This is a genomic window from Streptomyces sp. MAR4 CNX-425 (genome assembly GCF_048656465.1).
GTDB lineage: Bacteria > Actinomycetota > Actinomycetes > Streptomycetales > Streptomycetaceae > Streptomyces.
Window position 1 is genome coordinate 41,170 of the sequence record NZ_JBMDLF010000016.1, and the last position, 17,344, is coordinate 58,513.

Consider the following 17,344-nt stretch of genomic DNA (forward strand, 5'->3'; position numbering starts at 1 on the left):
CTCGCCGTACGCGGGTACGCGCGCGTACCCGCGTGACCGCTACTTCGCGAGCGCCCTGCGCACCTTCCCCAGCGCCCTGCGGGCGTTCGGCACCCGGCCCAGGTTGCCGCCCGGCAGCCGCAGCGCGGTCAGCCGCTTGCGCTTGAAGTACCGGCGGGTGTCCGCGTTCAGATGCACCGCCAGCCACTCCTGCGCGCCCGCGCGCAGCCGCGCGTGGTTGTCGGCCTGCATGCAGTACCCCACCGCCGTGAGCAGCCCGGCCAGTTGGGCGGTGTCGCGCGCCGGGCCGCTCGCGGCGGTGGAGCCGCCGAGCTCGGGCACGATCGAGTCCACGATGGTGACGGGGATCCGGTTGCTGTTCTGGTACGGGGTCAGCCGCTCCAGCAGCGTCTCGGTGCCGACCCGGGCGACGGGGATGCCGTAGAGGTTCGCGGCGGTGAGCATCGCCGTGGAAAAGCAGCCGACGACCAGCCGCGGGCGCAGCGTGCCGTACAGCGCCTCGGCGAGCATCGGCTCCTCCTGCACCGTCAGCGTGACGCCCGCGTCGGCGGCGGCCTTCTGGAGCACCGTGGAGTAGCGGGCGGGGGCCGTGGGGTGCGGCTTGAAGAGGACCGCGGTGTGACCGGCGGCGGCGGCGCCGCGAAGCATCCGCTCGTGCAGCGCCTCCTCCTCGGCCCCGGTGAGGATGTTGAGCGCGGCGAGGTACTGGCCGAGGAGCACGGCGGTGGGCGCACCGTCCGCGTCCCCTTCCCCGGCGGCTTCTCCGCCGCCTTCCCCGTCCCCGGGGCCGTCCGTCGCCGCGGGCGGTTCCGGCGCGGCCGCGGCCACCTCGTCGAGCACCGCGCGGAACGCCTCGTTCGGCACCAGCTCGGCCGGCACCCCGTGCTCGGTGAGCAGCAGCGGCGTCAGCCCCGGCACCAGGTCCAGGTGCAGCAGCCGCTGCACCCGGCAGGCCACGTGCTGCGGGAGCCGCTCGCGGGTCGGGCCGTAGCTCATCAGCCCGTCCGCGTACACGTGCACGTCGGCGTCGGCGAAGATCGTGACGAGCGCCTTCGCGGGCGGCGCGGTCACCGACTCGACCACCAGGTCGAGCGGCCCGTCGCCGAGGTCCCAGGCGGCGCGCAGCAGCCGCTGCAACAGTGGCACGTCGGCGCCCCGCGGATTCCACGCGGCGGGGTGGTGCGGGCGGATCTCGTGGTTGTAGTCCAGCACCTCGTCGAAGCGGGCGGCGACCGGGGTCCAGCCGTGCATCTCCGACAGCCGGGTCGCGGTCTCGGGGACCGCGGCGTTGTTGGCGACGAGCAGGACGCGGCGGGCCCCGGCCCGCGGCCCGAACTGCCCGGCGTCCAGCGCGGCGGCGAGCGTCGCCGCCCCGTAGAGCGTGGAGACCTCGAAGATCTGGGTGCGGTGCTCGTGCACGACTCAGGCGACCCTTTCCGGCTGTCCCGTACCGTTCTGCCTCGCGGGCTTTCCCCGCCCCGACGCGCGCAGTTGCCGCAGCGTGCGGGCGCGCGCGTCGTCCATGCCGCGCAGCGTCTCGTCCAGCACGTCCTGCGGCATGCGGCGCAGCGCCTCGGCGGAGGCGCGCTCCAGCCGGCGGGCGAGGCCGGGCTCCAGGCGGCCTGCGTTGCCGCGGTGGAAGGCGATGAGCGCGCAGTAGGTGCGTACGGCCTTGGGCAGGAAGCGGTCGGCCTCGGGGTGGGCGTGGACGGCGTCGAGCATCGCGTCGTGCGCGGGGATGAAGTCGAGCTGGCGGTCGTCGCTGATCTGCGTCAGGGAGGTCTTGACGCCGCGCCGGTAGAAGACGCCGAGCAGGCCGGTGACCGCGAAGGTCTCCGCGGTCAGGTGCAGCGTCCAGGTCCACAGCCGGTCCTCGGCGGTGCGCAGTTCGCCGGCGAACCGCCCGGCGCCGTCCGTGAAAAGACGGCGGTGGTATATCCCGGCCCAGACGAAGGGGTAGTCGACCATCGTTTCGCGGTTCGACTGCCCGATGCCGTCACTGGCCGCGAGTATCGTGTCGCGGCGCTGGGCGGGGGCGCGGCGGACGACGCGGTCGCGGCCGTTGGACTGGACGTGGTCGGTGCGGACGAAGTCGGTGCCGTAGCGGTCCATGGCGGCGATGAGGTCGTCCAGGTAGCCGGGGGCGTACCAGTCGTCGCCGTCGAGGAACGTCAGGTAGTCGCCGCGGGCGGCGTCGATGCCGCTGTTACGGGCCCGGGCGATGCCCTGGTTGGCCTCGTGCCGGATGACGCGCGCGCCGGGCAGCGTCCGGGCGGCGCGGTCGACGATCCGGGGGGTGGCGTCCGTCGAGCAGTCGTCCACCAGGAGGAACTCGCGGTCGGGTCTGGCGTTGCGGGCAAGGCTGCGCAGAGTGTCCTGGGCGAAGTCCTGCACGTTGTGAAAGGGCACGATGACCGACAGTTTGGGCACTTCGAAATGCTAGAAGGGCAATCGTTTAAACGGTTGCCGCACAGGAGTCCAGCCGGTGAATTCTCGGTGCCGACCGGGGAAACGGCGCCGGGCACGGATGCGCCGGCGGCACAGGCCGGCCCGCGCCGGGCCGCGCCGGGCCGGGCGCCTAGGGCCCGGGCAGCCCGCGGCTCACCGCCGTCTCCTCCCCCGCGCGCGGCAGCTTCTCGGGGTTGCGTACGTAGTACATGCCCGTGACCCGGCCGCCCTCCACCCGGACCGCCAGCAGCCCGTCGAACTCCCCGCCGATCCGGAAGAGCAGCCCCGGGCCGCCGTTGACCTGCGTCGCCTCCAGCGACCAGCGCGCCCCGTGCCGCCGCCGCGCGGTGACCAGCAGGCGCACCACGTCGCCGGCGCCCGCCACCGGGCGGAGCAGCGCGTGCCGGATGCCGCCGCCGTCGCTGAGGGCGACCACGTCCGGCGCCAGGATGTCGAACAGGGCCTGGATGTCGCCGGTCTCCACCGCCCGCCGGAACGCCCCGAGCACCGCCCGCGCCTCGGCCGGTGAGGCGGCGCCGCGACGCGGCCGGCGGGCGGCGACGTGGGCGCGGGCCCGGTAGGCGGTCTGCCGCACGGCGGCCGGGGTCTTGCCGACGGCGTCGGCGATCTCGTCGTACGGCAGGTCGAACACCTCGCGCAGCACGAACACCGCCCGCTCGACCGGCGCGAGCGTCTCCAGCACCAGCAGCATCGCCATCGACACGCTGTCGGCCAGCTCGACGTCCTCGGCGACGTCGGGCGCGGTCAGCAGCGGCTCGGGGAGCCACTGCCCGACGTACGACTCCTTCCGGCGGCCCAGCGCCCGCCGCCGGTCCAGCGCCAGCCGGGTGACGATCCGGACGAGATAGGAGCGCCGCTCCCGGACGGTGCCCAGGTCGACGGCCGCCCAGCGCAGCCAGCTCTCCTGGAGGACGTCCTCGGCGTCGGCGGCCGAGCCGAGCATCTCGTAGGCGACGGTGAACAGCAGGTTGCGGTGGGCGACGAACACCTCCGTCGCCTCGTCGACCGCTCCCGTCGTCCCTTCGCCGCGCCGCCCCATGCCGTGCTCCCGCCCGTGCTTGTCCCGGTTCCGCCACACCCACTAGACGCCGCTCGCGGCCGGTCCGTCACACCCGCCTGTTACGGGGCAGGGGGGCGCCGGCGTCTGGTGGGTGTCAGGACACCACCGCGACCACCACCACGAGTGAGGACGACGTCATGGCGACCACCGAGCCGCCCGCACCGCCCGCAGACGCGCGCCGCTGGGCCGCGCTGATCTTCATCGGGCTGGCGCAGCTCATGATCATTCTGGACATGACGGTCGTGACCGTCGCGCTGCCGTCGCTCCAGCGGGACCTGGGGTTCTCCGACGGCGACCGGCAGTGGATCATCACCGCGTACACGCTCGCGTTCGGCAGCCTGCTGCTCCTCGGCGGCCGGATCGCCGACTACACCGGCCGCAAGCGGACGTTCCTCATCGGGCTGGCCGGCTTCGCCGGGGCGTCCGCGCTCGGCGGCGCGGCGGACAGCTTCGGGATGCTGCTGTGCGCCCGCGCGCTCCAGGGCGCGTTCGGGGCGCTGCTCGGGCCGTCCGCGCTGTCGCTGCTGACGGTGACGTTCACGCGGCCGAAGGACCGCGCCCGGGCGTTCGGCGCCTGGGGCGCCATCACCGCCGTGGGCGGCGCGGTCGGGCTGCTGGCGGGCGGGGCGCTGACCGAGTACCTGGACTGGCGCTGGTGCCTGTACATCAACATCCCGATCGCCCTGGTCGCGGCCGTGGGCGGGCAGGCGCTGCTGAGCGAGTCGCGCAGCGCGGGCCGCGCCCGGTTCGACGTCCCCGGGGTGCTGCTGGTCACCGGCGGCCTGGTCGCCGTCGTGTACGGCACGGGCCGGGCGGAGTCCGACGGCTGGGACTCGGCGCCGGTCGCGGCGCTGCTGGCCGGGGGCGCGGCGCTTCTCGTCGTGTTCGCGCTCGTCGAGCGCCGGGTGGCGGCGCCGATGCTGCCGCCGCGGCTGGTCGCGGACCGCACCCGCGGCGGCGCGTACCTGGGCGTGGGGCTGGCGACGGTCGGCATGTTCGGCGCGTTCCTCTTCATGACGTACTACCTGCAGACCGTCAAGGACTACTCGCCCGTCAAAACGGGGGTCGCCTTCCTCCCGATGACCCTGGTGGTGCTGGTCTCGGCCGGCGGGTTCGCCTCGAAGCTGCTGCCCAGGGTGCCGCCGCGGACCCTGATCGTGCCGGGGCTGCTGATGATCGCCGCGGGCATGCTGTGGCTACGCACGATGGAGACCGACACGTCGTACGCGGGCGGCGTGCTGGTCGCCGAGCTGATCCTCGGCTGGGGGGCGGGCATGGTCATGCCGGTCGCCTTCGACTACGCCACCCACGGCGCCGACGAGCGCGACGCGGGCATCGCCTCGGCGAGCGTCAACACCGCGCAGCAGGTCAGCAGCTCGATCGGCACCGCGCTGCTCAACACCCTCGCCGCCGGCACCACCGCGGACCGCCTGGCCGAACACGCGGAACGGGGCGGGGACCCCGGCGACCCGGCGGCCGTGAAGGAGGCGGCGCTGGACGGGTTCGTGACGGCGGGGACCTGGGCGGCGGGCGGCCTCGTGGCGGGTGCGGTGGTCGTCGCCGTGCTGATGAACACCCCGCGCCCGGCACAGCGGGACAACGCGGCGGGCGACGCGGCGGACGGCGGGAAGGACGGCGGGAAGGACACCGCGGCGGACGGCGGGGCGGACGACGGGGGTCCGGGAGACGTGCCGGACGCCGGTGCCGCCGCGGCGTCGCGCACCTGACCCGCCGTCAGGTACGGCACTCGCGCCGCAGCGCCTCTTGCCCGCCTCCGCCACCGGCAGCTCGCACCTGAGCGCGGCCTGCGCGAACCGTACGGATCCGCCGGCTCCACGACCTCTGCCACACGGCCGTCACCGGCGCCGGGCCTACGCGCCGCCCGACCGGGCGCCGGTGGCGGCGACCAGGCTCGCGAGCGACTCGCGGGTGAGGGCCAGGCGGTCCATCTCCTGATCCATCCCGTGCAGCCGCTCCAGCAGCAGCGGACTCAGGCACGGCTCGATCTCCTCCTCGCTGCCGCAGACGCAGCCGAGGATCTCGCCGATGAGGCGCGTGGACAGGCCGGCGCCGAGGAACCGGCGGATACGGCCCACGGTCTCCGGGGCGTCCGGGCCGTAGACGCGATGCCCGCCCGGGGTGCGCTCCGGCACGAGCAGGCCCTGCTCCTCGTAGTAGCGCAGCAGGCGCACGCTCACGCCGGTCCGCGCCGACAGTTCGCCGATCTTCATGCCACCGCCGTCGGCCGCCACTGTGATCCCCCTCACACGGCGTTGAAACTCTCATCGATGTCAGGCCCTAGCGTCGCCAGCATGACACACACCGCGTACGACACCGCCTCCGAACCCACAACTCCGCAGCTCAGCCCCGATTTCCGGATCGGCGGCGAGCTGGCGGCCCGCAGGATCGGCTACGGCTCCATGCGCCTCGCCGACGGGCCGGACGCCCCCGGCGGCGCGGCGGCGCCCATCTGGACCGCGCCAGCCGACCGGGCCGCGGCGCTCGCCGTGCTGCGCACGGCCGTCGACCTCGGCGTCAACCTGATCGACACGGCGGACGCCTACGCGCTCGGCGCGGGCGAGGAGCTGATCGCCGAGGCCCTGCACGCGCGCCGTGACGACCTGGTCATCGCCACGAAGGTCGGCATGGTGCGGCCGTCGGCCGCCGAGTGGGTGCCGCTGGGGCACCCCGCCTACCTGCGTCAGCAGGCCGAACTGAGCCTGCGCAGACTGCGTACCGACCACATCGACCTGCTCTATCTCCACCGCATCGATCCGGACTTCCCCCTCGCCGACCAGGTCGGTGCCCTCGCACAGCTGCGGCAGGAGGGCAAGGTGCGCCACATCGGCCTGTCCGAGGTGACGGTCGCGCAGCTGACCGAGGCCGAACAGACCGCGCCGATCGCGGCCGTCCAGAACATGTACAACCTGGCGGCCCGCGACCACGAGGAGGTCGTGTCCCACACCGCGGCCCGGGGCATCGCGTTCGTGCCGTTCTTCCCCATCGCGACCGGCACCCACGCGCGCCGGGACGGGCCGCTCGCCGACGTCGCGGCGCAACTCGGCGCCACCCCGGCGCAGACGGCCCTGGCCTGGCTGCTGCACCGCGCCCCCCACGTGCTGCCGATCCCGGGCACCACCTCGGCCGCGCATCTCGCCGAGAACGTCGGGGCCCTCGGACTCCGGCTGACCGACGAGCAGTTCACGCGCATCGGGGACTCCGCGGGAACCGCCTCCTGACCGCCGGCCTCAGCCGCGGCACTGCCGCCCCATCGCCTCCTTGTCCGCCGCCGCCACCGGCAGCTCGTACCTGAGCGCGACCTGCGCGAACCGCACGCCGTACGCGCAGCGGATCCGTTCGTCCGGCGGCAGCCACTCCGCCGGTCCGGAGTCGCCCTTCGAGGAGTTGGTGCCGCCGTCGACCGCCAGCAGGTTCAGCGGGTCGTTCGCCAGCTTCCGGCGCTCGTCCTCCGGCCACCGCGCGGCGCCCAGCCGCCACGCGTACGACAGCGGCACCACGTGGTCTATCTGCACCTCCATGGAGGACGACGGACCGCGCTCGAACTCGATGTCCCGCCCCGCGTACGGGTCCGCCAGCTCCATCTCCTCGACCACGCAGTCGTCGCCGCTCTCCAGCCGTATGTCCCGGCCGTCCCGGCGCAGGAGGTCGTTGCGGGTGTCGCAGCCGTTGCCGGCGAGCGGCACGCCGGTCGCGGTGTCCAGCCAGGCGTAGCCGAACTCGTCGCGGTCGTAGCCGTCGCCGCCGCCGGGGGCGGCGGTGGTGAGGCGGTCGATGAGGCGGCGGGCGGCGGCGCGGTCGGCGGCGGTGGTGAGGGGCGCGAGGCCGGGGGCGGTGCCGTCGGGGTTGTCGAGGGGGGAGGCGGCGCGGCGGGGGGCGGGGTTGGGGTCGGGGTCCGGGGCGGGTTCGGCGGGCGCGTTGTCGGACGGCGCGTTGTCGGACGGGGCGTCGGCGACCGGGTCCTGCGCGGCATCGCAGCCGGCGGCGAGCATCGCGGCCGCGACGGCGGCGGCGGCGAAAGCGGCGGCGCGGGCAGGGGCGCGGCCGGGGGCGGGGAGGCGCGGGGGCGGCGGACGGCGTATTCGGTGGCGTATGCGGTGGCGTATGCGGTGGCGTATGCGGCGTATGCGTATCACGGCACTCCCACGTCACGTCGGAGCATGCGGGGCCGGGACCCCGGCCGGGACCCGGCTCCGCATGCTAACGGCCGCCTACGGATACACCTCCGCCCGGTCGACGGACACGAACGCCGCGCCCGAGTCCGGGTTCTTCTCCCCCGTCACCCGGATCCGTACCGTGTGCTCACCGCGCGGCAGTTCGGGGCTCACCCACTGCAACTGCTCGCCGACGCGCGGGCTGCCGTAGTAGTCCACCCGCTGCTCGGGGCCGCCGTCGACGGAGATCGCGGCGATGCCGTTGCCGGTGTCCTTGACCGACAGCAGCGCCAGCCGGGTGCCGGTGAAGCGGAACGTGGCGGTGGCGCCGGGCTCCGCGCTCCAGTGGTCGTTCCCCCAGAAGCACTGCACGGCGCACCCGCTGCCGGAGTTCCAGCTGCCGGTGTACGTCACCTCCGGGTCGGTGTCGTTGATCGCCGTGGTGCCCGGGCCCGGGTCGCCGGCCGGCAGGTCGATGGTCGCGCCGGCGGCCACGGGGGTGCCGAGGTCGGGACGGCCGTCGGCGGTCCAGCCGATCTTCTGCACCCGGGTGGTGCGCCAGCTGTAGGTGTACGCCGTGGTGTTCTTGGCGTGGTACGCGATCCAGTCCTCGCTGCCGTCCGGCGACGTGAAGAAGAAGTGGTGCCCGGGGCCGTAGACGCCCGCGGCGTCGTTGCGCGAGAACAGCGGGCCGGGCTCCTGCCGCCAGGCGGCGGGGTCGAGCGGGTTCGCGCCGGGGGCGAGGGACTTGGCCCAGATCGCGTAGTCGGGCTTGCCGGTGTCGCAGGCGGAGTAGGTGAGGTAGAGGCGGCCGGCGGCGTTGTGCAGCGGGGTGGGGCCCTCACGCACCTCGGGGCAGTTGCCGTCGGCGGGGAGGTGGACGCGGCCGCCGGAGAGCGTCCAGGGGTTGGCCATGGGGGCGACGAAGAGCTGGTTGCCGACGCCGTCGTTGCGCTGGCCGCTCCAGGCGAAGTACAGCCTGCCGTCGTGCCGGAAGGGCTCGCCGTCGATGGCCCAGCGGTCGTTCGCGAAGTCGGCGACCTTGGCCTTGAAGTGGTATGGGCCGAGGGGGTCGGTGCCCTCCGACTCCAGCACGTACATGCGGTGGGTGGCGTCGTTGCCGTCGCTGGCGGTGTAGTAGAGGTACCAGCGGCCGCCGTCGCGGAAGAGGCCGGGCGCCCAGAGCTGCTTGTTGCGGGTGGGGTCGCTGTCGCGCCACACCTCGTGCGGGGAGGCGGTGAGGAGGGTCGCGACGGAGCGGGACTTCCACATGCGGATGGCGTCGCCCTGGGTGGTGGCGACGTAGTAGTTGCCCCCGTGCGTGACGAGGGTGGGGTCGGCGCCGGTGTTGACGGGGTTGCGGAACTGGCCCGCGGCGGCGGCCGGTTCGGCGGGCCGGTGCCGGTCGGCGGCGGAGGCGGCGCGGTCGGCGGCGGCCGGGCCTTCGGCGGCGGGGGTGGCGCCGCCGGCGGCGGCCGGGCCTTCGTCGGCGGCCGCGGGGCCGAGGCCGGCCACCACGGCGACGGCGAGCAGCGTCGCGGCGAGCACCGGCCGGAGCGGGCGGCGGGGTCTGCGTACGGCGTGGGTCACGGTGAGTACCTTCCGTGCGGTGCCGGTGGGGGTGTGGGGTGCGCAGGAGGGTGCCGGGCGGGTGACACGTGCTTTCTAGCGGAGATTTCAACGTTGTACAACCCGCTGCGGTGGAAACGGCGGCACCGCCGGACACCGGTCACCCGCCGTTCAGCAGGGCCTCCCCCAGGTCCGTACGCCGGTGCAGCACGCACTGCCCACGCCGCTCGGAGCGTACGAGCCCGGCCTCCCGCAGCACCGCCGCGTGCCGGCTGGCACTGGCGGGCGCGACGTACAGGGCGTCCGCGATGCGCCCGGTCGACATCGGCCGGTCGAGCAGCTCCAGCACCCGGGCGCGGGTAACGCCGATGAGCCGCACCAGCGAGTCCCCGCGGGACTCCCCGCACGACGCGCCGGGCAGCCAGCCGGGCGCGGGGGTGAGCGGGTGCACGAGCACGGGCGGCAGGGCCGGGTCGGCGAGAGCAACGGGCCTGCGGGTGCAGAAGAACGACGGGATCAGCGTCAACGGCCGCCCGTCGAGGGCGAACCCCCTGCTCACCGGGTACGCACACTCCAGCCGGTCCCCGCGCCAGGTCACCTCCGGCGCGTACGAGGCGAGCAGCCCCTCCGCCCCCTCCCGCAGCGCCGCCTCGGCCCGCACCGGCCGGTCCGCGGCGGCCGCCGACCGGATCGCCCGCCGGTACGGCGCCACGGCCACCCCGTAGTACCGCCGGACGACGTCCCCCAGCCGCCGCAGCGCACCGGCGTCCCCGTCGGCCAGACGCCGCGCGCCGCGGGGCGGATGACCCCGGTCGCCGGCGCAGAGCAGCCCGATCTCCTTGCGCAGCCGGGCCTTCGGGGTCCGTAGCACCTGCTCCAGCTCGGCGTCGAGCGTCCGGCCGCCGTTGCTGCTGGGCGTGAGGAAGTCCGGAAAGTACGCGGCCTCGGGACAGAGCCGCTGTAACGACCCCACGGCCCCCGCCAGCCCGGCGGCCGCCACGTCGGCCCGCACCCGCCGCCGCCACGGGTCGAGCGCGAGCGCGGCGTGGTCGGTCTGGAGCGCCTGGAGGCTGAGGACGACCTCCCACATGGGGCTGACGTCCCCGGCCGTCCGCAGCCGGTTGAGGTCGGCGGACGTGAACTCGATGTGCAGCATGATTCCCCCGTGGTTGAGACGAGCGATGCGCCGCCTCAGTTGCAGGGCAACTTCCCGTTCACACCGCCGGGTACGCCAGGGGGCGTGCGGCGGGGGCGGAGGCGCCTGGGCGATGGGGACGGAGGCGGGCCAGGCGTCGGGGGTGTGGAGGTGGGCGTTCCCGGGTCGGGGAGCAGCTGCCCGCTCTCCTGGTCTGGCCGCCCGGGCCGGTCGGGGAGCCCCGAACTCCCCGGCTCCCAGCGGCGGGCGGCGGCTGCGACGGTTCAGAACCGCAGGCGCGCGAATCACGAGTGCGAGGGCTGAGCCAGAGCGGCATACTCCGTGCCATGACAGCCCGCCACAGCCCCGGCCCGACCCTGACCACCGGCGACCGCGACACCGAACTCAACGAACGCCTGACCGCCGAACTCGTCGCCTTCAACACGGCCGCGACGGATGCGGCGGATCGCGACATGTTCTCCGTCAAGGTCACCGATGAAGCCGGTCGGCTGATCGGCGGACTGGCCGCCTGGACCTGGGGCGGCTTGTGCGGCATCGAGATGCTGTGGGTGCGCGAGGACGACCGCAAGGACGGATGGGGTAGCAGGATCCTGGATGCCGCCGAGGCCGAAGCCCGGCGACGCGGCTGCGACCGGGTGACCGTCTCGTCCTTCACCTTCCAGGCCCCGGGCTTCTATCAGCGGCACGGCTACGCGGAGACCGGTCGGACCCTGGGCTTTCCCGGCGGGCATGCGGACGTGCACATGTACAAGTCGCTGACGTCGCGGCTTGGGCCCTCGGGCGAGGCGTGAGGGGAGAGCGGGTCCGAAGCCGGGTGCAGGGCGGGTTCCGTGGCGGGAGCGGCGCGGGGGCCGGGGGGCCGGTGTCGGGGTGGGGGCCGCGCCGGGGGTGACCGGGGGCGGTCGGTGGTTCGGCGTCGGGGGTTGGGGCCGTGTCGGGGTGAGCGCGCGGGCGTACGGTGGCGCGGCGACGGGGTGGGGGCCGCGCCAGAGGGCCGGGGGCGGTTCGTGGGGCGGTGTCGGGGGTTGGGGCCGTGTCGGGGCGAGCGGGCGTGCGTAGGGCGGCGCGGCGTCGGGGTGTTGGAGCATTTGTCCCCCGGGGCCCTGCTGCCCGGCGTGTCAGGAGTGCGGGGCGTCGGGCTTGGTCGGCGATGTGGCGGAGCTGGGCCGCGATCGGCCCTCGTATCGCGTCCGCACCGCAGGGCGCCCCACTGGCGCTTCCGCCCTGCGGCGATGCGCTTTCTGCGGCTCGCCGCCCCCGAGACGGGACGCGCCGCGTGTCACAACCTGCGGTAACCCCCTCCGCGAACCCGGGCAAATCGCCCACCGGGGCCGAGTTTTGACCAGTCACGTGCGTGTGGGCGCTCGTTGCGCACGTGGCGGTGACGAACTCGCGGTAACCCACCCGCCAAACCGGCCCGAATCGTCCACCGAGGGCGAGCTTTGACCACTCACGTGCGTGCGGGCGCTCGGCGCGCACGTGGCGGTGACGAACCCGGGGTAACCCACCGTCGAAACTTGGCCAAATCGCCCACGGGGGGCGGGTTTCGCCCGCCGACGTGCACCCCGGCGGGCTCCTGCCGCGCCGGGCCCCGTGTGGACCCCGGAGGGCGGTGCGGGCGGGCGCCGCAGGGCAGGGTGCCGCCCCCGGGCAGCGGTGCGGACGCGACGCGAGGGCCGATCGCTCGCCAGCTCCGTGCCAATCGCCGACCAGGCCCGACGCCCCGCACTCCTGACACGCCGGGCAGCCGGGCCCCGGGGGACAAATGCCCCAAATCCCCGACGCCGCGGGCCCCTACGCACGACCGTCCACCCCGGCACCGCCCCCCTCCCCCGACACCGGGCCACCCACCGGCCCCGGCCACCCCGACACCGGCCACCCCCGTCGCCGCATCCGCCACGCACGGCCCTCCACCCAAGCACCGCCCCACCCCCCAAGCGGGGCCCCCTCAGCGTCCCCCGCCCCGCGGCGGCGTGGTTGCCTTGCCGGGGCGCAGCGAGCCCGGGCCCGCGAGGGCCGCCGCCGTGGCGAGGCCCAGGGCGGCGGCGGACATCACGAACGCCGTCGTGTAGCCGGACTCGGCCGGGACGCGGGTGTTGGCGATGGTCTCGGAGGCCACGATCGACGCGCCGATCTGGGCGCCGAGCGAGCCGCCGATGGTCCGCATGGCGGTGTTGATGCCGGTGGCCTGGCCGACCTGGCCCGGGGCCACGGCGCTGACCACGAGGTTGGCGAGCGCGGCGAAGGCGAAGCCGACGCCGAGGACTCCGGAGCCGGCGTACATGGCCCACTCGCTGTCGTGTCCGGCCGCGTAGACCGCGAAGCCCGCGACGCCGGTGAGGCAGGCGAGCACCAGCGGCGGCTTCCAGCCGATCGCCGCGCCGAGGCGGCCGGCCAGCGGGCTGGCGAACAGCATCGCCGCCGTGCACCGGCAGCCGCTCCACCCGCACCAGCTCGAAGCCGAACCGGCGGGCCATGGCCTGCACGGAGGTGGCCGAGAAGAAGTAGAAGTGCTCGTCGTAGATCTGGTCGAAGGAGACCCGGCGGAGGATGTCGCCGAGGTAGGGGTCCTCGAAGACGAAGACTCCGCCGGGAGCCAGCAGGGCGTCGACGCCGCGCAGCACGGAGTCGGCGTACGGGATGTGGCAGAGGGTGTTCGCGGAGTACACGAGCTGCGCCGGGCCCTCCTCCTTCCGGATCCGCACGGCGCTCTCCTCCTCGAAGAACTCCCCCAGGATCCGCACGCCTTCGGCCCGCGCCTCCGCGCCCACCCCGCTCGACGGATCGACGCCCAGACACCGCACCCCGGCCTCGTGCACGGTGCGCAGCAGCACCCCGTCGTTGCACCCGATCTCCACGACGAGGGGATCCTCACCTCCGCACTCCTCGGCCATCAGGCGCCGCGCCGTCGCGGCGAAGTGCTCGCGCATGGTCCGGGAGCCGGAGGACCGGTAGGGGTAGTCCTCGTGGAACATCCGCTCCCGCGGGACCTCTTCGAGGAGCTGCACCATGGTGCAGCCCGTGCACACGCCGACGGCGAGCCGGAAGAAGAACTCGGGTCGGCTCTCGCCGGGCGTGCGGAAGGCGTCGGAGACGGGCTGCTGCCCGAAGTCCAGGAACTCGGTGACGTCGTCGCTGCAGATACGGCAAGTGACCATGCCGAGGAACGTAGGAGCTGGGGTTACAGGATGGCTCGAAGCCTCATGAGGAACCCTTGAGCCCGCCTGGAGAGGCCCCGGGCACCCGGACGGCCCCCTGCGCTTGCCGGAACGGCAAGGTTTCTGGCGGGAGCCGGCGGCGGGTGCCGACACTGGCCGCGTACCGGACGCCGCCGTCGAAAGGCAGGACCCCGCCATGGCCGCCGCCGCACCCCGCCGCCGGGACACCCCGCCGCCCCGCACCGGAGGAACGGAGGCCGCGACGTTGCGGGGGTTCCTCGACTACCTCCGGGCCTCGGTCGCCGCGAAGGCCGAGGACGCGCCGGAGCCGCAGGTGCGGACGGCCGGGGTGCCCTCGGGAACGAACCTGCTGGGGCTGGTCCACCACCTCACGCACGTCGAGCGGGCGACGTTCCTCGGGGTGCGGGTGACCGACTGGCAGGCGACGTTCCAGGCCCCGGCGGAGGACTCCGTGGCGGAGGTCGTCGCCCGCTACCGCGAGGCGGTGGAGAGCGCGAACCGGGTGCTCGACGAGTGCACGGACCTGGGCGCGCAGGTGCCGGGACGGGGCGGGAAGGGACCGAGCGTGCGGTGGGCGCTGACCCACATGATCGAGGAGACGGGGCGGCACGCGGGGCACGCGGACATCCTGCGGGAGCAGATCGACGGCGGTACGGGCCGCTGACGCGGGCCGGGGGCGCCGGCGGGTCAGGCGGGCTGGTCAGCCGGGCGGATCAGCCGGGCGGGTCAGCCGGGCCGCCCGGCTCCTCCCGCTCCCGGTCCGGCCCGGGGCCCGGCACCCGCGGGGCGTGGCCGTAGCCGCCCGGTGCGGTGGCGGTCCCGGCGGCGCGGCCGCGGCCGTCCCGGGGGCCGGGCAGCGGGGGCAGGGCGGGGGCGGCGGGCGAGCGGTAGAGGTAGCCGAGGCCGCGGACCGAGACGATGGACTCGCCGCCCACGGGCGTGGCGTCGAGCTTGCCGCGCAGGCGGGAGACGGTGAACTTGACCCGGCCGCGGGCACCCGGCGGCGGGGCGTCCCAGCCCGTTTCGAGCAGCGTCGCGAAGTGCTGGACGGTTTCCGCGTGGCGTACCAGACGGTCCAGCACGCGGAACTCGGTACCCGACAGTGCCAGGGGGGACCCCGCGGCCCACGCCCGCTGCCGCGGGGAGTCCAGCCGCAGCACCCCGTCGTCGAACACGTCGCCGTGCCGGCGCTCGGCCGCCCGGTAGCGGTGGAGCACCCGGTCGATACGGGCCCTGAGCTCCTTGAACTGGAAGGGCTTGACGACGTAGTCGTCCGCGCCGCTTTCGAGGCCGCTGACCACGTCGATGGAGTCGTCGCGTGCCGTCAGGTAGATGACCGGGACGTCGCTGACCGTACGGAGCCTGCGCAGCACCTCCCCGCCGTCGATGTCCGGAAGCATGTAGTCGAGCAGGATGAGGTCGGGGCGCTGCAAATAGGCGCTGCGCAGACCGGCGCGTCCGGTGCCCTCCGCCAGGATCTCGTACCCCTGGCGGGTGAGGACGGCGGCCAGCACCTCCTGGAGAGCCTCGTCGTCCTCGATCATCAGCAGCCGGGGCCGCCGGTCCGGGCCCCCGTCCGGCCGATCCGGCTCCGCCCGGTCCGCGCGGGCGGCGGGCCCGGGCGGGTCCGGCAGCCGCTGCGTCACGACCTCGGCGGCCGGGACCTGCTGGTCCAGCAGGTAGTGGACCGCCATCGTGGAACAGGCGGCGCAGAACCGGAACGGCGACCCGCCGACGAACAGCGTGTACTCGGCCGGCCGCGGGCAGGACCGGCCCGCCAGCTCCGCGGTGCAGGGCCCGGGCCGCCGGGACCGGGCCGCGGCCTCGCGCATCCGGGCCCGCCGCCCCGCCGAGCGGCAGGTGCTCGAACAGTACCGGCGGGGACGGCCCGCACGGCGTGCGGGAGGCAGGGCACGACCGCAGGAGCCGCACACACCTGGATCAGCGGACACGGACAACCCCCTCCTCACCCGGCACGAAACGGGTTTCGTGCTCCGGGTCGGGAACGATGGACGAACATTCCTTGGCCCTCGCCGCCGCATGCTGTTTCCTGGAAGGGCCGCACGGAACAGAAGGAGGGCCCGACCGTCTGCCGACGGCCGGACCCGGGTGTCACGGTCGTTCAGGCTTGCCGGCGTTGACGACCGTGTCACCCGCCGCGGTGAGCGCCCTCGCCGCAGCGGCGAGGGCCTGCGCGTCGGTCAGGACCGCGACCGCCTCCATCACACACAGCACGGACCGCACCCCCTCCCACCACGCACGCGGTGAAGCACCCACTGACGGCCACCGCCGCCCTGACGGCGAGGCCCGGACCGAGCCGGAACCGAGGTCCGGTTCAGCCCCCTCCTCGCCGTCCCCACACCGACCATCGAGCATCGAGGTCCTCCTTTCGACGGTGCTCGCGACCTTCGCGGGCCGTCGCGACACGCACGCGGCGGTCGGGCTGCGAAGGCTGAACTCGATGCGTCGTAGCCGGTGTTGAACGAACCGGTGTGCCGTTCACGGTCCCCTGGCCGGGGACTGGCTGGCAAGAGAGGACAATCAAGGTAGCGCCGGGGGAAGGGAGACCGCCCCGGGTCCCCACGTACGTGGTCGTGCCGCCGGTGAAGAACGCCGGCCGGCTACTGTCGCGGTTTGCTGTGGGCGCCGTGTCCGTACGGGTTCGCGGCCGGTCGCTTTTCGAGCGCCGGTAACGAGGACGTGCAGCGAATCGTGCAGATCGCCGTCAGCGCCGGTCCCGGTCCGGCCGGCGCTCCCGCCCGCACTCTCACCCCTTGCCGATGCCCAGCGTGTTCTCCGCCGGCAGCATCCCCGTGCCCAGGACCTTCACCCACGGCCCGCCCAGCAGTTCCACCAGCCGCTCGGCGCCCTCGGCGCCGATCGCGCGCCACGGGGCCGTCGCCAGCTCGTCCGTACGGCGCTCCACCTCCGCGCGCAGCTCCCGGCCGGCGTCCGTGGCGGTGCCGTCCGCGGTGAGCAGCCCGCGGGCGGCGAGCCGGGTCCGGGCCGCGGACCACTCGGCGTCGCTCCAGCCGCGGCTGGCGAAGGTCTCCTCGGAGGCGGCGCCGACGGCCGCGAAGGACACCAGCGACTCGGCGGCGTCCAGCTCCGCGGTGAGCAGCGCGGCGAGGTGGCCGTCGCCGCGGTGCTCGCGGAGGATCGTCGCGGCCTGCCAGAGCTGGAGGTGCGGGGCTTCGGGCCAGGGCAGCGCGGCGTTGGCGGCGGCGAGGGGGCGGCCGGCGGTGTGCGCGGCCTCGGCGGCGCGGCGGGTGAGGCGGGCGGCTTCGGCGAGGTCGGGGCCGTCGAGGGCGGGGCCGGCGGCCGGGTCGTCCGGGTCCTCGCGGAAGATCGAACGGTACGCGCGGTCGACCGCGCGCTCGCGGGCCGCGAGCACCTTCGCCGGCTCGGCGACCTCCCAGGCGGCCGGGACATAGCGGCGGACCATGGCGGGGCTGAAGCCGTAGAACGCCGCGGAGACGACGGCCGCGCCGACCGGGCCGAGGGGGGCGGCGCGCCAGGCGAAGTAGGAGGGCCAGCGGTCCCCGCCGCCCTCGTAGCCGAGGGCGGCGGCTTCCTCGAACGCCTCGGGCGCGTAGTAGAGGACGGCGTGCAGGGGCTCCAGGAGGTGCCAGAGCTGTCGTACGCGCTGGTGGCTCAGTTCTTCCGGCATGGCGTGCTCCTCGCTCCCACAACCTCATCTTTTCACTGACTAGATTGCCTCGCCGCACGGAACTTGTCA

15 protein-coding genes and 1 pseudogene are annotated in these 17,344 nt (G+C 74.7%); 4 read left to right on the top strand and 12 right to left on the bottom strand.

The genetic code is table 11. The features are described 5' to 3' along the window. Positions 1-39: 39 nt before the first annotated feature. The 3 genes from ACHZ99_RS31500 to ACHZ99_RS31510 all read right to left on the bottom strand — a co-directional run bounded on the left by ACHZ99_RS31500 (position 40) and on the right by ACHZ99_RS31510 (position 3,508). A complete protein-coding gene (locus tag ACHZ99_RS31500; protein ID WP_420308247.1) occupies positions 40-1,419 on the bottom strand; it encodes a polysialyltransferase family glycosyltransferase in 1,380 nt (459 codons plus the stop codon). A gap of 3 nt (positions 1,420-1,422) precedes the next feature. Then, positions 1,423-2,430, bottom strand: coding sequence for a glycosyltransferase family 2 protein (locus ACHZ99_RS31505; protein ID WP_420308248.1), 1,008 nt, complete (start codon positions 2,428-2,430; stop codon positions 1,423-1,425). Between the two features lie 148 nt (positions 2,431-2,578). After that, positions 2,579-3,508: an RNA polymerase sigma-70 factor gene (locus tag ACHZ99_RS31510; RefSeq protein WP_420308249.1), complete on the bottom strand. Its 930-nt coding sequence runs from the start codon at positions 3,506-3,508 to the stop codon at positions 2,579-2,581. A gap of 158 nt (positions 3,509-3,666) precedes the next feature. On the opposite strand from ACHZ99_RS31510, the gene ACHZ99_RS31515 reads away from it, so the two are divergent. After that, the gene (locus tag ACHZ99_RS31515; RefSeq protein ID WP_420308250.1) at positions 3,667-5,256 is read left to right on the top strand and encodes an MFS transporter; all 1,590 of its coding nucleotides are present in this window, start codon (positions 3,667-3,669) and stop codon (positions 5,254-5,256) included. A gap of 144 nt (positions 5,257-5,400) precedes the next feature. On the opposite strand, the gene ACHZ99_RS31520 is transcribed toward ACHZ99_RS31515, so the two are convergent. Beyond that, the gene (locus tag ACHZ99_RS31520) at positions 5,401-5,796 is read right to left on the bottom strand and encodes a MerR family transcriptional regulator (RefSeq protein ID WP_420308251.1); all 396 of its coding nucleotides are present in this window, start codon (positions 5,794-5,796) and stop codon (positions 5,401-5,403) included. 45 nt (positions 5,797-5,841) lie between these two features. Here ACHZ99_RS31520 and ACHZ99_RS31525 point away from each other — a divergent pair, with 45 nt between their 5' ends. Continuing rightward, on the top strand, positions 5,842-6,768 hold the full coding sequence (locus ACHZ99_RS31525) for an aldo/keto reductase (protein WP_420308252.1): 927 nt from the start codon (positions 5,842-5,844) through the stop codon (positions 6,766-6,768). A 9-nt stretch (positions 6,769-6,777) separates the two neighbouring features. Here ACHZ99_RS31525 and ACHZ99_RS31530 read toward each other — a convergent pair whose 3' ends face one another. The 3 genes from ACHZ99_RS31530 to ACHZ99_RS31540 form a co-directional block, all read right to left on the bottom strand. Further along, positions 6,778-7,539 (bottom strand): HNH endonuclease family protein, encoded by a 762-nt coding sequence (locus ACHZ99_RS31530; RefSeq protein ID WP_420308295.1) that lies wholly within the window; start codon positions 7,537-7,539, stop codon positions 6,778-6,780. A gap of 219 nt (positions 7,540-7,758) precedes the next feature. Continuing rightward, positions 7,759-9,291 (bottom strand): family 43 glycosylhydrolase, encoded by a 1,533-nt coding sequence (locus ACHZ99_RS31535; protein WP_420308253.1) that lies wholly within the window; start codon positions 9,289-9,291, stop codon positions 7,759-7,761. A gap of 139 nt (positions 9,292-9,430) precedes the next feature. Further along, positions 9,431-10,426, bottom strand: coding sequence for an ArsR/SmtB family transcription factor (locus ACHZ99_RS31540; RefSeq protein ID WP_420308254.1), 996 nt, complete (start codon positions 10,424-10,426; stop codon positions 9,431-9,433). Between the two features lie 326 nt (positions 10,427-10,752). Between ACHZ99_RS31540 and ACHZ99_RS31545 the strand changes: the two genes are divergently transcribed. Continuing rightward, positions 10,753-11,217, top strand: coding sequence for a GNAT family N-acetyltransferase (locus ACHZ99_RS31545; protein ID WP_420308255.1), 465 nt, complete (start codon positions 10,753-10,755; stop codon positions 11,215-11,217). Positions 11,218-12,374: 1,157 nt separating this feature from the next. On the opposite strand, the gene ACHZ99_RS31550 is transcribed toward ACHZ99_RS31545, so the two are convergent. Further along, positions 12,375-12,842, bottom strand: a complete 468-nt coding sequence (locus tag ACHZ99_RS31550; protein WP_420308256.1) for a hypothetical protein — start codon at positions 12,840-12,842, stop codon at positions 12,375-12,377. Between the two features lie 88 nt (positions 12,843-12,930). Next, positions 12,931-13,782, bottom strand: a pseudogene (locus ACHZ99_RS31555) (methyltransferase domain-containing protein); the annotation flags it as partial. Between ACHZ99_RS31555 and ACHZ99_RS31560 the strand changes: the two are divergent. After that, the gene (locus tag ACHZ99_RS31560) at positions 13,781-14,269 is read left to right on the top strand and encodes a DinB family protein (protein WP_420308257.1); all 489 of its coding nucleotides are present in this window, start codon (positions 13,781-13,783) and stop codon (positions 14,267-14,269) included. The pseudogene ACHZ99_RS31555 and the gene ACHZ99_RS31560 overlap by 2 nt on opposite strands. A gap of 49 nt (positions 14,270-14,318) precedes the next feature. Here the strand turns inward: ACHZ99_RS31560 and ACHZ99_RS31565 are convergent, their stop codons facing one another. From ACHZ99_RS31565 to ACHZ99_RS31575, 3 genes are all read right to left on the bottom strand, one after another. Then, entirely contained in the window at positions 14,319-15,437 is a 1,119-nt protein-coding gene (locus ACHZ99_RS31565; protein ID WP_420308258.1) for a response regulator transcription factor, read from the bottom strand. 280 nt (positions 15,438-15,717) lie between these two features. After that, positions 15,718-15,840: a hypothetical protein gene (locus ACHZ99_RS31570; protein WP_420308259.1), complete on the bottom strand. Its 123-nt coding sequence runs from the start codon at positions 15,838-15,840 to the stop codon at positions 15,718-15,720. 532 nt (positions 15,841-16,372) lie between these two features. Further along, positions 16,373-17,275 (bottom strand): SCO6745 family protein, encoded by a 903-nt coding sequence (locus ACHZ99_RS31575; protein WP_420308260.1) that lies wholly within the window; start codon positions 17,273-17,275, stop codon positions 16,373-16,375. Positions 17,276-17,344 lie beyond the last annotated feature (69 nt).

Bases quoted from the DNA above. Each gene is read 5' to 3' on its own strand.
- ACHZ99_RS31510 (WP_420308249.1), bottom strand. From the start codon at position 3,508: ATGGGGCGGCGCGGCGAAGGGACGACGGGAGCGGTCGACGAGGCGACG.
- ACHZ99_RS31515 (WP_420308250.1), top strand. From the start codon at position 3,667: ATGGCGACCACCGAGCCGCCCGCACCGCCCGCAGACGCGCGCCGCTGG.
- ACHZ99_RS31525 (WP_420308252.1), top strand. From the start codon at position 5,842: ATGACACACACCGCGTACGACACCGCCTCCGAACCCACAACTCCGCAG.
- ACHZ99_RS31530 (WP_420308295.1), bottom strand. From the start codon at position 7,539: ATGCTCGCCGCCGGCTGCGATGCCGCGCAGGACCCGGTCGCCGACGCC.
- ACHZ99_RS31540 (WP_420308254.1), bottom strand. From the start codon at position 10,426: ATGCTGCACATCGAGTTCACGTCCGCCGACCTCAACCGGCTGCGGACG.
- ACHZ99_RS31545 (WP_420308255.1), top strand. From the start codon at position 10,753: ATGACAGCCCGCCACAGCCCCGGCCCGACCCTGACCACCGGCGACCGC.
- ACHZ99_RS31550 (WP_420308256.1), bottom strand. From the start codon at position 12,842: ATGCTGTTCGCCAGCCCGCTGGCCGGCCGCCTCGGCGCGGCGATCGGC.
- ACHZ99_RS31560 (WP_420308257.1), top strand. From the start codon at position 13,781: ATGGCCGCCGCCGCACCCCGCCGCCGGGACACCCCGCCGCCCCGCACC.
- ACHZ99_RS31565 (WP_420308258.1), bottom strand. From the start codon at position 15,437: ATGCGCGAGGCCGCGGCCCGGTCCCGGCGGCCCGGGCCCTGCACCGCG.
- ACHZ99_RS31575 (WP_420308260.1), bottom strand. From the start codon at position 17,275: ATGCCGGAAGAACTGAGCCACCAGCGCGTACGACAGCTCTGGCACCTC.